At 50.6% G+C, this 14,211-nt stretch carries 13 protein-coding genes and 3 pseudogenes; 6 read left to right on the top strand and 10 right to left on the bottom strand.

Going from position 1 to position 14,211, the window contains the following annotated elements; genetic code table 11:
- Nucleotides 1-67 precede the first annotated feature (67 nt).
- Both ybjG and ACOT0L_RS10865 read right to left on the bottom strand, forming a co-directional pair.
- Nucleotides 68-676: an undecaprenyl-diphosphate phosphatase gene (ybjG, locus tag ACOT0L_RS10870; protein WP_063150551.1), complete on the bottom strand. Its 609-nt coding sequence runs from the start codon at nt 674-676 to the stop codon at nt 68-70.
- Between the two features lie 7 nt (nt 677-683).
- Nucleotides 684-1,412, bottom strand: a complete 729-nt coding sequence (locus ACOT0L_RS10865) for a phosphatase PAP2 family protein (protein WP_063199609.1) — start codon at nt 1,410-1,412, stop codon at nt 684-686.
- 167 nt (nt 1,413-1,579) lie between these two features.
- Between ACOT0L_RS10865 and ACOT0L_RS10860 the strand changes: the two genes are divergently transcribed.
- Nucleotides 1,580-2,812, top strand: a complete 1,233-nt coding sequence (locus ACOT0L_RS10860) for an MFS transporter (RefSeq protein WP_045621923.1) — start codon at nt 1,580-1,582, stop codon at nt 2,810-2,812.
- Between the two features lie 430 nt (nt 2,813-3,242).
- Here ACOT0L_RS10860 and ACOT0L_RS10855 read toward each other — a convergent pair whose 3' ends face one another.
- Together ACOT0L_RS10855 and ACOT0L_RS10850 are read right to left on the bottom strand one after the other, a co-directional pair.
- Nucleotides 3,243-4,055, bottom strand: coding sequence for a Cof-type HAD-IIB family hydrolase (locus tag ACOT0L_RS10855; protein WP_022647558.1), 813 nt, complete (start codon nt 4,053-4,055; stop codon nt 3,243-3,245).
- The gene (locus ACOT0L_RS10850; RefSeq protein WP_048965810.1) at nt 4,045-5,259 is read right to left on the bottom strand and encodes an MFS transporter; all 1,215 of its coding nucleotides are present in this window, start codon (nt 5,257-5,259) and stop codon (nt 4,045-4,047) included. Before ACOT0L_RS10850 ends, ACOT0L_RS10855 begins: the two co-directional genes overlap by 11 nt.
- Before the next feature lie 82 nt (nt 5,260-5,341).
- Here ACOT0L_RS10850 and ACOT0L_RS10845 point away from each other — a divergent pair, with 82 nt between their 5' ends.
- Nucleotides 5,342-5,893 (top strand): TetR/AcrR family transcriptional regulator, encoded by a 552-nt coding sequence (locus tag ACOT0L_RS10845; protein ID WP_032624580.1) that lies wholly within the window; start codon nt 5,342-5,344, stop codon nt 5,891-5,893.
- A 27-nt stretch (nt 5,894-5,920) separates the two neighbouring features.
- Here ACOT0L_RS10845 and arsC read toward each other — a convergent pair whose 3' ends face one another.
- The 4 genes from arsC to ACOT0L_RS10825 form a co-directional block, all read right to left on the bottom strand.
- Nucleotides 5,921-6,346, bottom strand: coding sequence for a glutaredoxin-dependent arsenate reductase (gene arsC / locus ACOT0L_RS10840; RefSeq protein WP_023299678.1), 426 nt, complete (start codon nt 6,344-6,346; stop codon nt 5,921-5,923).
- Between the two features lie 12 nt (nt 6,347-6,358).
- Nucleotides 6,359-7,648, bottom strand: coding sequence for an arsenic transporter (locus ACOT0L_RS10835; RefSeq protein ID WP_126503635.1), 1,290 nt, complete (start codon nt 7,646-7,648; stop codon nt 6,359-6,361).
- A gap of 40 nt (nt 7,649-7,688) precedes the next feature.
- Complete coding sequence (locus tag ACOT0L_RS10830) at nt 7,689-8,009, bottom strand: metalloregulator ArsR/SmtB family transcription factor (protein ID WP_048965812.1); 321 nt, start codon at nt 8,007-8,009, stop codon at nt 7,689-7,691.
- Nucleotides 8,010-8,644: 635 nt separating this feature from the next.
- Nucleotides 8,645-9,448: a DUF3800 domain-containing protein gene (locus ACOT0L_RS10825; protein WP_048965813.1), complete on the bottom strand. Its 804-nt coding sequence runs from the start codon at nt 9,446-9,448 to the stop codon at nt 8,645-8,647.
- 161 nt (nt 9,449-9,609) lie between these two features.
- Here ACOT0L_RS10825 and ACOT0L_RS10820 point away from each other — a divergent pair, with 161 nt between their 5' ends.
- A complete protein-coding gene (locus ACOT0L_RS10820; RefSeq protein ID WP_225303551.1) occupies nt 9,610-10,848 on the top strand; it encodes a DUF4062 domain-containing protein in 1,239 nt (412 codons plus the stop codon).
- 53 nt (nt 10,849-10,901) lie between these two features.
- Here ACOT0L_RS10820 and ACOT0L_RS10815 read toward each other — a convergent pair whose 3' ends face one another.
- Complete coding sequence (locus ACOT0L_RS10815; protein ID WP_226842120.1) at nt 10,902-11,915, bottom strand: HNH endonuclease; 1,014 nt, start codon at nt 11,913-11,915, stop codon at nt 10,902-10,904.
- Nucleotides 11,915-12,748: pseudogene (locus ACOT0L_RS10810) on the bottom strand (phage portal protein). The gene ACOT0L_RS10815 and the pseudogene ACOT0L_RS10810 overlap by 1 nt, the downstream one beginning before the upstream one ends.
- Before the next feature lie 64 nt (nt 12,749-12,812).
- Between ACOT0L_RS10810 and ACOT0L_RS10805 the strand changes: the two are divergent.
- The 3 genes and pseudogenes from ACOT0L_RS10805 to ACOT0L_RS10795 all read left to right on the top strand — a co-directional run.
- Nucleotides 12,813-13,210, top strand: a pseudogene (locus tag ACOT0L_RS10805) (hypothetical protein); the annotation flags it as partial.
- Nucleotides 13,211-13,232: 22 nt separating this feature from the next.
- A pseudogene (locus tag ACOT0L_RS10800) lies at nt 13,233-13,430 on the top strand (ogr/Delta-like zinc finger family protein).
- A gap of 100 nt (nt 13,431-13,530) precedes the next feature.
- On the top strand, nt 13,531-14,109 hold the full coding sequence (locus ACOT0L_RS10795; protein WP_063138149.1) for a hypothetical protein: 579 nt from the start codon (nt 13,531-13,533) through the stop codon (nt 14,107-14,109).
- The last annotated feature ends 102 nt before the right edge of the window (nt 14,110-14,211 follow it).

The following is a 14,211-nucleotide window of genomic DNA, read 5'->3' as shown; positions in this document are numbered from 1 at the left end:
AGATCCTCGGGCTAAAAAAGTGAGCCCCCGCAGGGCGGGGGCTCAAGTGTAACCTGACGGACCGGGGTTAGTCACGTATCCAGCCTTTGCGGATCGGAAGAGCAAACAGAACGCGATAGGCCTGTGATAATGCACGATAAAGCGCCGGGCCAAAGAGGCTCCACAGGATGGCTGCGCTGACGCAGCCCATCAGCCCCACCAGGAAACCGCCGACCATATCCAGCGGCCAGTGCACCCCCAGGTAGACGCGGGACCAGGCGATGGCGACTGCCACGCCCATCAGCACTACGCCGGACCACAGGCGATGCCAGAACAGGAAGGCCAGCGCAAAGGTGAAGATCACCGTGCCGTGATCGCTCGGGAACGAGTCATCCGGCGCATGGTGCAGGAAGTTGTAGCCGATGCGATCGACAAACGGACGATCGTGCGGGAAGGCGTGACCCAGCACGTAGCTTGCCAGCACGCTCACGCCAATTGCCATTGCCATTTTGATCACCAGATGGCGCTGGGCGGTGACCTGTGTACGAGGTCCCCATAACCAGAGGATCACCGCCAGCGCCGGTACAATGCTAATCAGATCTTTCGCAATGAAGGTGGCGAGATCGATCATCCATTCCGGTGACGACGGTGTGGCGTTGAGCAGGTAAAACAGTTCGTAGTTCAGATTTTCTAACATAATCTCGTTACTCTTTAGCAAACCGGGCGGAAACCAGCCCGTAAACCAGCACCTGGGAAAACCAGACCCACCACCCGGCCCACAGGTTGTGAGAGAAAAAATGCGCGCCGCGCATGACCTGCCCGAAGCCCATCACCAGCCCCATAACAACGCCTGACGCGACAAAGGACCATGCCAGGCGCGGACGTTCACGCCAGAAGGCAAAAAACAGCCCCATCACCATAAACCCGCTGGAGGCGTGGCCGCCGGGAAAGCAGCGTCCCGGTCCGCTGTCTGCCGGAACGGCGCTGAACAGGGGATACGAAACGGACCTGCCGCCATATTCCACCAGATCCCACGGACAGCTGTGGTGGCTTATGCTTTTCAGCACCCCTACTACCAGCGCACCCAGCCCCATCAGAAGCGCGGCCGTTACCAGTCGGGCATTGCGTTTGTAAGCGCCGTAAATTAGCGATGCGGCAGCGATAACAATGGTCACATATTTCGCCAGCCGATGGTTCAGCAGATCCAGCAACGGGTTTTGCTGTAGCGGAAAATGATGCGCCGCTGCGTCATACCAGGAACCGGTTATCCATCGGTCAAGCGATTCATCGCGCGAAAGCCAGGTAAAAAGCACCGCAAGGGCAATAAGCACGAAAAGTTGATAACCATAAAAGCGGGCAGGCAAACGGTAAAGACGTTTTGTCTTATTTGTCGGTAACTTAGATAATTCTGAAGGGCTGACGGCGTGTGTCATAGTTTCGGTCAATAACGTGAAATAGCACTATCATAGGGAGGGCAACTTAAGGAAACCTTAAACAACAACGATAAGTGCGTTATTTCTGTTTTTTCACGTTAATTTGCTATCTCAGACAGCGGCAATTCATTACACTCATCGCGATTTTTTCATACTAAAGAGATTGCATGATAAACCGTTCTTCTTCCGGTAATCGTCTGGGTCGTCAGGCGTTACTTTTTCCTCTGTGTCTGGTGCTTTACGAATTCTCTACCTACATCGGCAACGACATGATCCAGCCCGGCATGCTGGCTGTGGTTGAGCAGTACAACGCAGGTATTGAGTGGGTGCCGACATCCATGACCGCCTATCTGGCGGGCGGCATGTTTTTACAGTGGCTGTTAGGGCCGCTGTCGGATCGTATTGGCCGCCGTCCGGTGATGCTGACGGGCGTAGTGTGGTTTATCGTCACCTGTCTCGCCACGCTGCTGGCGCAGAGTATTGAGCAGTTCACGCTGCTGCGTTTCCTTCAGGGCGTGAGCCTGTGCTTTATTGGCGCCGTGGGCTATGCCGCTATTCAGGAGTCGTTTGAGGAGGCGGTGTGTATCAAAATTACCGCGCTGATGGCAAACGTGGCGCTGATTGCACCGCTTCTTGGGCCGCTGGTGGGAGCGGCATGGGTTCACGTCGCGCCGTGGGAGGGGATGTTCGTCCTCTTTGCCGCGCTTGCGGCTATCTCTTTCTTTGGCCTGCACCGTGCGATGCCGGAAACCGCCACCCGCCTGGGCGAAAAGCTCTCGCTTAAAGAGCTTGGGCGGGATTATAAGGCAGTGCTGAAAAACGGTCGTTTTGTCGCGGGCGCGCTGGCGACGGGGTTTGTCAGCCTGCCGCTGCTGGCGTGGATTGCCCAGTCGCCGGTCATTATCATCAGCGGCGAACAGCTTAGCAGCTATGAGTATGGCCTGTTACAGGTGCCGATTTTTGGCGCGCTGATTATCGGTAACCTGGTGCTGGCGCGTCTGACGTCGCGCCGTACCGTGCGTTCGCTGATTATTTTGGGCGGCTGGCCCATAGCGGCAGGGCTGATTATCGCGGCGGTGGCGACCGTAGCCTCGTCTCATGCGTACCTGTGGATGACGGCGGGGCTGAGCGTTTACGCGTTTGGTATCGGCGTGGCGAATGCTGGCCTGGTGCGCCTGACGCTGTTCGCCAGTGAAATGAGTAAAGGCACGGTGTCTGCCGCGATGGGGATGCTGCAAATGCTGATTTTCACCGTCGGTATTGAGGTGAGCAAGCATGCTTATGCGTTTGGCGGAAACGGGCTCTTCAGCCTGTTCAATCTCGCAAACGGTGTGCTGTGGGTAGGTCTGATGGTGGTGTTCCTGAAGGACAAACGCGTCGGAAATGCCCTGCAACCGTAATCCTTATTCCCTCTCCCCGCTGGGCGAGCTCGGGACAGTTCCCTCTCCCTGTGGGCTGAGGGATCCCCAGTAATTTGAAAGCAAAAGCGATAACGTTGCCTCAGAATAACTGAGGGCTTTCAGCGATGCCGCGGTCCGGCTGTAAATCGCTGAGGCGTTTCCTGCAGGCCGGGGCGAGGCACATGGATGCGACGGGAGCCCGGGTCGCCAGGGTGGTGGCGACTGAGCCACCCTGGCACGTTCACCGGTCATGTCGTGACAGAGTAGCAAGGAAAATAAAGTGAACGGAATGACCACCAGAGCCGTATGTTCCCCCTCACCCCAGCCCTCTCCCTCAAGGGAGAGGGGGCCATCTGTGCAGGCATTATTTTGTGGGGAACCCTCAGCCCTGTGGGAGAGGGTTAGGGTGAAGGCACCAGACCGCACGGAATCAATTAAACGGCGCCTTCCCCTCCAGCACCATATCAATCACGTCCAGCACCCCTTCGTCATTATTGTTCGGCGCTTCATAGCGGGCCACAGCCTTTATATGCGGTCTGGCGTTGGCCATCGCGAAGCCAAACCCAGCCTGGCGCAGCATCTCCACGTCGTTACCGCTGTCGCCAAAGGCCACCACTTCACTGTCCTCAATGCCCCAGCGCGCTTGCAGGATCCGCAGGCCGTTAGCTTTGTGCACGCCAGGGATTATCAGGTCGATACTGCCGTGACCCGTGGTCACCGGCACCATGATGTCGCCAAGCTTCTCATGCAGCAGCGCCTGAATGCGCGGTATTTCGTCGTCAGAGACGTTAAGCCCGAACTTGAAGAAAATATCGTTGAGGTTGTCAAAGCTGCTGACGCTTTCAAGGCGGTGATAGTATTTCGCCGCAATCTCTTTGAAGAGGTCGTTATACGTTTTCAGCGTGTAGGCGCTGTTTTTTCCGCAGGCAATTATCTCAATGCCGGGCACGTCGTTTAACAGGGTGGCGACGGTCAGAAAATGCTCTTTCGACAGTTCGCCGTTAAACACGTCTTCGCCCGCATCCACCACCCAGCCGCCGTTTTCGGCGACGAAGGCGATTTCATGGGCGATCTCGGGGAAAAATGAGATCAACTGGTAGTACTGGTTTCCGCTGGCGACCACAAAACGGATGCCTTGCGCTTTCATGCGCGCGTACTGCGCCAGAAAACGCGCGCGATTATAGGTTTTCGCATCGCTCAGGAAGGAGCCATCCATGTCGACTGCAATCAGTTTAACGCTCATATCCCTTCTCCATTGTCGTTTGTTCTGCTTCCGGTTTTGCCACCGCACGCGCCACCAGGGCGGCAATAATCACTAACCCTAACACCACCAGCATGGCGCTGCGCAACCCGTAGTGCTCACCGAGGAATCCAAGCAACGGTGGCCCCACCAGGAAGGCAAGGTAGCCCGTGGTCGCCACAACGCTCACGCGCGTCGGCGCATCGGGACCGGTATCGCTGGCAGCGGAAATGGTCAGCGGGAAGCCAAGGGAGGCGCCCAGCCCCCACAGGATCACCGACACACCGGCAATCCAGTCCACATCCACAAAGATGATCATCGCGATGCCCAGCCCACCCAGCAGGGCGCTGGCACGGACGACCGCCACGCGGCTGTAACGGTCGATAAACCAGCCGCCGGTAAAGCGTCCGACGGTCATGCCGAGCGTAAATCCAGCGTAGATCAGCGAGCCGGAGGTGGGGCTAAATCCGTGCCCGTCCACCATCAGCAACGGTAGCCAGTCGTTGGCGGAGCCTTCAGCAAATGCCATCGCCAGCACCACCACGCCAATCAGCATTAGCTGGAAATCACGATAGAAGGGCAACCCTTTCGCCGCAGACTTCTGTTCGTCCGTGGCGTGTTGTCCTGTGCCTGCGGGAATAGCCCTGATGCCGGTGAGGATCGGGATAATACAGACCAGCGCCGCCAGCAAAATGTGCACATTGGCCGCAATGCCCAGCGCCGTCAGCGCCATCCCCACGCCCGCGCCCGCCAGCGTGCCGAGACTGTAAAAGCCATGCATCATGGGCAGCACCGTTTTGTTCATCGCCTGTTCGACGGCGGCCCCCTCGACGTTAATGGCCACTTCAGCCGCACCAAAGCTGCCGCCAAATACCATCAGCCCAAGGGCAAACATCAGCGGCGAGGCGAACCACAGCGCCACGCTCAGACCGAACATTCCCACCACGGCGCAGCACATGGTGGTGCGGATCACCGCGCGCGTGCCAAAGCGCTTCACCAGCCAGGCCGAGCAGAGGATGCCGCTCATCGAGCCAATCGACAGGCCAAACAGCACGATCCCCATCTCCGCCGTCGAGACGGATAGCGTATCGCGGATTGCCGGGGTGCGCGTTGCCCAGGAAGCCATCAGCAGCCCGGGGATGAAGAAGAACATAAACAGCGCCCACATGCGCAGATGCAGGGCTTTGCGAGGAGAAGTTAGCGTCATTGGGATCAGCACCAGAAGTACAACAATAGCGACAACACTAGCAACTTTGTGTACATTTGTACATAAACCGGATGAGGATTTTATGAGCAGACCACCAAACGACCCTAACCGCCGCGAGAAGATACTCCAGGCGACGCTGGACACCATAGCTGAGCACGGTATTCATGCCGTCACGCACCGCAAAATTGCCACCTGCGCAGGCGTACCGCTGGGGTCGATGACCTACTATTTCGACGGGATGGAGTCGCTTCTGGAGGAGGCGTTCACGTGGTTTACGCAGCAGATGTCTCAGCAGTACCGGGATTTCTTCGCGGGGGTGACCGGGCGGGAGAGGGCGTGCGAGGCCATTACCACGCTGATCCACAGTTCAGCCGTGACCACGCCACACAATATGGCGCTGATGTATCAGCTGTACGCTTTTATGCACCGCAGCGCCGCGCTGAAAACGGTGATGCAGGACTGGATGAAGATGAGCCAGACTACGCTTGAGCAGTGGTTTGATCCGGCCACCGCCCGTGCGCTGGATGCGTTTATCGAGGGGATGACGCTGCATTTTGTAACCGACCGGTCGCCGTTAACCCGGGAGGAGATCCGGGCGATAGTGGGACGGATTGCAGGCGAGGATACCGTCTGATAGCGCTCGCCCCGGCCACGCCTGATGTCAGGAGATTTTTTTCCCGCTGGCGTCAACGACGACTTCGCCATCTTCCTTTGTAAATGCCCCTTTTTGCGCGTCCGGAAGGATGTCGAGAACGACTTCAGAAGGGCGGCACAGACGTGTACCCAGCGGCGTCACCACAATCGGACGGTTAATCAGAATGGGGTATAGCAGCATGAAATCAATAAGCTGGTCATCGGTGAAATTTCCCCCGGCAAGGCCCAGTTGCTCGTAAGGCTCGACGTTTTTGCGCAGCAGATCGCACACGGGAATCCCCATGTCTGCAATCAGCCTGGTCAGTTCATCACGCGACGGTGGGTTCTCAAGATAGAGAATAATTTCGGGTTCCGTACCGCTGTTGCGGATCATCTCCAGCGTATTGCGCGACGTGCCGCAGGCCGGGTTGTGGTAGATAGTGATGTTGCTCATATCCGTTACTCATTACAGTGTGAAGGAGAGACGTAGCGCCAGCGCGGCGAGCGTCACAAACAGAACTGGCAGCGTCATTATGATGCCCGTCCTGAAATAGTAGCCCCAGGTAATGGTCATGTTTTTCTGTGCCAGCACATGAAGCCATAGCAGGGTAGCCAGGCTACCGATGGGGGTGATTTTCGGCCCCAGATCGCAGCCAATCACGTTAGCGTAAATCATCGCCTCCTTAATCAAGCCTGTTGCCGCACTACCCTCAATGGAGAGCGCGCCGATCAATACCGTTGGCATATTGTTCATTATGGATGACAGAAAGGCGGTGATAAATCCGGTTCCCAGCGTAGTGGCCCAGAGTCCGTGTCCGGCTAAGCGATCAAGAACGCCTGAAAGAGACTCCGTCAGCCCGGCATTACGCAGGCCATACACCACCAGATACATCCCCAGCGAAAAGATAACGATCTGCCAGGGTGCGCCGCGCAGCACTTTCCCGGTGTTAATGGCGTGCCCGCGTTTAGCAACGGCAAATAAAATCAGCGCGCCAGTTGTTGCGATAGCGCTGACCGGGATACCCAGAGGTTCAAGCACAAAGAAACCGACGAGCAGTAGCAGCAGCACGATCCAGCCCGTTCTGAACGTCGGCAGGTCATGAATGGCCCGTGCGGGCTCGCGGAGTTTTGCCAGGTCATATTCCGGCGGTATTTCCTTGCGGAAGAACAGATGCAGCATCACCAGCGTCGCGGCAATTGCGGCGATATCAACCGGGATCATCACCGAGGCGTATTCGCTAAAGCCCAGCTTAAAGAAGTCCGCTGAGACGATGTTGACCAGGTTGGAGACAATCAGCGGCAGGCTGGCGGTATCGGCGATAAATCCCGCCGCCATCACGAACGCCAGCGTGGCCTGCTTGCTGAACCCCAGCGCCAGCAGCATGGCGATAACGATAGGCGTCAGGATCAATGCCGCGCCGTCATTGGCGAACAGCGCCGCCACGGCTGCACCCAGCAGCACGATCCAGGTAAACAGCAACCGCCCGCGACCGTTTCCCCAGCGAGCAACGTGCAGCGCCGCCCATTCGAAAAAACCGGACTCATCCAGCAGCAGGCTGATAACGATCACCGAGATAAACGTGGCCGTGGCGTTCCAGACGATATTCCAGACCACCGGAATATCGTTAATATGAATAACGCCGCTCGCCAGCGCCAGCGCGGCGCCAATGGTCGCGCTCCAGCCGATGCTGAGCCCTCTGGGTTGCCAGATGACCAGCACCAGCGTGAATAAAAAAATCGCTCCTGCCAGAAACATTGTTTACTCCATTGTATCTGATTTTGTGAATATGTTTTGCTTAGCATGCACCCGGAACTTTACCCTTCAGCTTCAGGCGGGTGTCTTCACGCAGGCAGTTCCAGCTGTTATCGATAATGGACGCTGCCCACGCGGGCATGTTCGGAGATAAACGGTAATGGACCCATTTCCCTTCACGTCGGTCGATGACCAGCCCGGTCTCGCGGAGCAGTGCCATATGGCGGGAGACTTTCGGCTGCGGCTCGTTGGTGGCGGCGCAGAGATCGCATACGCACAGTTCCCCCGCTTCACGCAGCAGCATGACGATGGCGAGCCGCGTTTCGTCGGAGAGGATTTTGAAGAGCTGGAGCGGGTGGAGCATGGGTGTTCCTGGATGTGTGATTTTTATATGCGTTTAATCATATATGTTTTGGTTGCTGCAGAGAAGCAGAAGTAGATCCGATGCTGCGAGATGGCAGTCTGTAGTTGGGTTGCGCATCTTTTACATGAATCAACGTCCGTAGGAGTATAACTAATGGCATAAGTTATACTAGAGCAGCATGGGTTTGAACTCCATTATTAATCAATGGGTTAGGTGAGTGAAACTTTTTTAGCGTTAAAAGCATATTTTTGCTGTATGTATAACTGTGATGTTGAGAGGAAATGTGAACGATATATTCAGGATGTCACTTGCCCAGCGGACGGATAGAACTTTTACATACAGATTGTCGCTAGCTCTGACTATAGTGTTGAGGGCAAGGACATTGCGATTACGCTGTTAGACAGCAAGGAAGTACACATTAGTGATTCCTCACTTGAGAGCGATAATTAGTGTTATAGGCCTTACAACATGATTGTTATGCATTTTGTTGAGTTTGAAACTTTAAAACGCTACTATCATTGAACTGAATTTATGGTTTTGGGGAATTAGAGGCGGCCCCCCGAAAGTTGATACCGCCTAGTTGGTAACTTCGTCGAACGACTGGGACTCCAACCGTGCTGGCTGTGAGGTCGGCTCTATTTTTTAGACTTGGGCAATTCATACTTCAAATTCACATCTCGCGTAAGGATATCCCTTGGTCCTTTCGTTCTGTCGAAAAAAAGCCAAATATTAAATTTGCGCTCTTTTGGCCAAGTGTCATACATAAGCGAATCCCACCCTAAATAAGACGCAACTTTGTTGGCAACTGCTAACTTCGCATCCGAAGTTGCTTTGCCTTGATAGGCGCACATCACTGCGCCTAGAAGAAAATCTGCAATTTGAATATGTTCAGAAGATTTTGAATCCTTTGTGACGACGCTCTTGATAATGTCTCTACGGCCAAACCTTTTTGCTAACGTGTGGTTAGTAATGACTTCAAATGCCTCATCAGCTTTTTTATACCGCGATGGAAGTGGGTCCACTTCCACACGGAACTCGCATTCCCTATCTGGATGAGCCTTGATAACGTTGCCTATTTTAGTTTCAATCAGCTTGCCAAAATGCTTACGCATAGCCAGATCGTAGTCGCCGCCATGGAAGGATTTTTCTACTTTTGATTTTTCTACAATGATGCAGTGGAACGCCAGCCATTGGTGTTTGAAGAACGTTTCAAGGAGGTCATGATAAAAAGCAGCATTTCTCTTTGAATGAGCTTTTTGCCACTTTATTTCATCGCTACAGTTATGCTTTTCCCTAAGCTCACGAATGATGCGTACGAAGTCGCCACGCCTTTGGTACTTCATCCACAGGCTGCCAAATCCATAAAATCGCTGACCATCAATGCCTGACTCATCGCAGGCGACATGCCATATCAGCTTCCCAGGATCAGTTGCGTCCATGTTTTTCCTTCATGAGTAAAATTTCAGCGTAGGATTATGATTTAACCACATCACTAAGTGATTGATAAGGATCAGTTTTAATCTGTAACAAGAAGGCTATTCAATGCGAACTTGAGTGGCTTAGGTTTTGCGTGGGGGCATGGCGGACTTTTGCTGGGTTTATGTACACCATAAGTGCCGAGTTGCGTGTAGATTTGCATGATCAAAAGGAGCGTAACGGTGCTGACCCACCAGAACTGCCGCACTTTCCAGCCATAAAACTATTATTTAAAGCGGGCAGGCGTGGCGGGGATACGAGCGCGCGCTCACAGAATGGTTTCAGTAGTTTGTTTAAATTAGGTTATGCAAATTTTGAGAGGATCTTGATTTTGGATAAGCGCTATCAGGTATTTGTTAGTTCAACGTTTTCAGATTTAGAAGAAGAACGCCAAGAAGTGATGCAGGCACTATTGGAGCTTGATTGTATGCCAGCAGGGATGGAGTTATTCCCGGCAACTAATAGCGATCAATGGAGTTTGATAAAGAAAGTAATTGATGACAGTGATTATTATATAGTCATCCTAGCAGGACGATACGGATCTATTGGACCCGATGGACTAAGCTATACGGAAATGGAGTATCGTTACGCAGTTGAAACTGGAAAACCGGTTATTGGTTTTATCCACAAAAACAAGGAAAATTTGGCTGCAAGACTTTGCGAGTCAACCTCTGATGGTAAAGAAAAACTGGCGAGATTTGAAGAGTTGGTTAAAAATCGGCTTTGTCGCTTCTGGGAGTCCCCTGCAGAACTCGGAAGTCAGGTCAGTAGAAGTTTAATCAAACTTACACGAGAATCACCTGCTGTTGGCTGGGTTAAAGGTAATCTTGTTGCCAGTGAAAGTGAAGCTCAAGAAATACTGAAATTAAAAAGAACAATTGAAGAGCTTGAGAGCCAACTTGTTGCCAGCAAAACAACTGCTCCAGTTGGAAGTGAAACTTTATCTCAGGGTGATGATTTATTTGAATTTGAGTATACATTTAATGCATCCCCCTCTCAATGGACCCATGATGGAAAACGTTACTCTGCTAGTGCGAAAATTAGCTGGAATGAGATTTTTTCCTATGTTTCACCGATGATGATAGATGAAATTGCTGATGAGGGATTACATTCTGCAGTTAATTCTTCTATATCAAAAATTGTGCGTGATCAGCTTACGGATAATGAAGATGTTTTGGGGCTGAATATACTTTCAATAATAATGAAGTCATCATCATTTCAAACGGTGAAAGTTCAATTGAGAGCGCTTGGTTTAATAACGAAAAGTGAAAGGAATCGGAGCGTAAAAGACAAAGGGACATATTGGACGCTTACTCCTTATGGTGAGAATCTTATGACAACTCTTCGTGCAATAAAAAAATAAAAAACTGCCGGGGAAGTCCTCGGCTGTTTTTTATTTGATATGATGATGTGGTTTCAGTTTTCTTTAAACGCACTCCATCTTTTAATGAGTGCTGTCAGAGATATACGATGTATCGTGTTTATTATGCTATTATGATAAATATCATAGCCTTCATTGATGACTTTTTTAGAGAAATGAATTGTCAAAAACTCCGGATGTATAGCACATAAATTTAGATCAAACAGAGTATGAATGTCGCTTCTGAGCAGCAATCCGTTGCTTATATGGTTATGACTTTCATTTCTGTAAGCATCAATATGTGCCGCCTCAAGAATATCTACAAGCTCACATCCTGTAACTGCGCATATAGGGCTGGACTTTAACAGCTTATCTCGAAATGTTTTCTGTCCACGTCTTTGCCTGATCTGCCTATCTACTAGTTTCCTCTGATCACCTTCAAGCAAATCTGGAGAGTCGTTATCTGCTTCTCCTGCAGTAAGAAGAATCGACGATATTTGAGCATCAAATAGTTCTTTTGCCCACTGTATATTTACTTCCTGTATGGATAACTGAACGTTATAGCGCAAGCTTTCAGCTTCAAGTTTATCAAGAGGGATGTCTTTTAGTTTCTTAAAAACGGAACCATAAGTAGCTATAAATCCTATAGCAGGCTCTAAAACCAACCTTCTCTCATTAAATTCATGTCCGTTATCGCAACGCCACTTTGGCATCATTGTTTTGCGTGGGCGGATCTTTTTTGCATTGCATTCGTCATGGGGGCATTTATACACATTTTTTTCAGTGTCGTATGTTTCTAATTTTTCTATAATAGAGATTCCTAAAATATTATCTCTATTTCTAATTATTACAAGATCTCCTTCTTTGACATTTTTGTAATTTGGGACAGAATTATTGTAGCGATAGAAAACTGAGTAATCGTCGTTATAGCCATCATTTGCCCAGTACCTTACGTTGCCTTTTTCAATTGCTTTAAAGGACCATGCTTGTTGTACCACGAACTTTTCCCACTGATCAGATTTTTGGTTTGTTCTATCGAACAGCAAAACATGTTGATTTACAAGCATCATCAGCCCAGATAATATGACTTAAATCGCAAAATTTCGTCTCTTACCAGTTTTTTACTTTATCCATTCTTTTCTGTGACGGCAGTAACTCATTTCGAAAAAAAAACTTGGTCGCTTTCTCCTCATCCCCAAACCCCCAACATTACTCGGCATAATTTCCATCATCTGAGGTGGTACAAGATGTGCTGCCATCATGTCGTCCCGGTTCACATTCTTGTTGTTCGAAAACTCATCCTTAGCCGCCACCTCTGACAGAGGGATGATCAGAATTCTGTCTTTTTGCCGTTAGGTGAGTACATAAACAGGTTGCGGAATTTGCCCGGCCCCTTGCGTTTTTCATGGCCTGGCGGATATTGTTTATTACCTCCTGGTTCTGCGCGGTGTCGGTCATGTACAAGATGAAACTCGCGTGGCTGCCGTTAATGTAATACTTCTGGCGGAACAGGGTGGCGGACTCGTTGAGCAGGACTTAAGTATAGCGGACAGGTATGCCAGCAGGCCGTAAATTTCATGGTTCATATCCGGCTCCATCAGATGAAGTTGCTGCCTTGAGTGAACTTATACGGCTGCGTGGTCATGCCGTATTGCACAAACCAGTAAGTATCGAGGTCGATCCAGCGGCGTGTGTATTTCGCCAGCGATGGCTTCAGTTACAGAATGTCCACCAGTCTGTTCGTCCGTTTCTCCAGGTAGGCGTTACCAGACACCTGATAGTCCTGAACAAAGCGGCTGAATGCCTACTGGCTCAGCAGCGGACGCGGGATAAAGGTGCTGGTGAGAATGTTATGTTTCACCGCAATCGGTGAGCTGTGATGTACGGCGGTGTGTCCGGTCAGTTTTTTGCCGTATCGGGCTTGGGCATTTTCGGTGGACCGCTAGGACGAAAGCTGGGCGTAAAGCGTTAAGCACCGGAAGAAAACCATGACAGCAATGGAGCTGGAGGCGAAGCAGGGAGATTATCTGGTGGGTGCGGATGAAAATGTGCTGGTGCTGAACCGGGCCTATGCCAACAGGGCCGCCAAAATGCAATGGGAGCTCTACAGCGTGGTGTGGCGTCTTTCTCCCTTTAACTGAGAAGGCCGTGCCGATCTCTACACGTAAATGCCCGTGAAGGGAAGATTAGCGGCTTTAAGCAGCTCATAGATGATGCGGAATGGACAATCACCACGTTCATGCATACGGCCAGCGCTGACAGTGGTTTCACAACCAGTATTGAGTTTGAGGTGAAAATTGATGAGTTCGCAATGGAACAATTAGTTCAAAATTGCGAACAATCATCTCTCATTATTGCTATTTAGTTAATAATTAGATCTGATTATTATGATGAATTGTTCTATGTGCGTACAGGCGGCACATATCTGAAACAGTTTCCAAGTTTCCAATCAAACCAAAGAACGCTACAACCTGTGCACTAATATCGAGTACGGGCATACCATCGTGTCGCATGAAAATTTTGTACGGTCAGTATGCCGTCCGCAAAAAATCAGCGCAGCAGCGCCTCATCCCAAAAATATGTAGAAGCAATTTGCTTACTGATTCTGACCCGCCGCTGGCGGTTTTTTTTATTGTTATAGTAAGCTGGATGAACTTTTAAAAAGTATTTAAATCCGGAGTACACATGGATTTTGCAAGTTCGTTCTCTTTTATCGAAAAGATTATTCCTGCATTGGTCGGTTTTGCAGGTGCTTGGGCAGGTAGTCGATGGGGACTCACTAAGTTCAAGAAGGAAAAGTATTGGGAATCAAAAGTTAAGGCATACGAAACTACTTTGAGTCATTTTGAAAAAATTGCTTTCTGGGGGCGTTCTAATAAGGCACAAGCTCACTGTGCCGTAACTGTTGGAGATAACGATTTGCATCCACAAACGTTCAATGAGTCTATGCGTAACCTTGCACAGTTAGAAATTACTGCATTTGTATACTTTGATGGTGAATTTAGAGATCTGATCAAAGAACACAGACATGCTATGGAAAGCATTTACATAAATGAAATTGAAAAATTGGAAGGGGTGCCTAAGGAGAGCGCTTACTACAAGTATGCTGATACACAAGGAAAAATAGGTGATATGGCCTATGCGGCTTTAGAGGTTCTGAACCAACAGGCTCATAAAGATATCGGCCTGAAAGGGCATTGCTGCGAAAGACTTATGGTTAAAATCACCGATGATTGGCGAGAATTTAGAAAAAACATTCAATAGATTACACAAAAATCCGCCGCCATTCCTATCGAAATGGAGCTCTAACTACCTGATTAAAAAGGTCACGAACTTCAGACAACAAAAAACCCATCAACCTTGAAC

This window comes from Enterobacter cloacae complex sp. XAL002, from assembly GCF_049236805.1.
Lineage (GTDB): Bacteria > Pseudomonadota > Gammaproteobacteria > Enterobacterales > Enterobacteriaceae > Enterobacter > Enterobacter intestinihominis.
The sequence above is the reverse complement of the archived record's forward strand: the minus strand, read 5'-3'. Positions and strand labels throughout refer to the sequence as shown.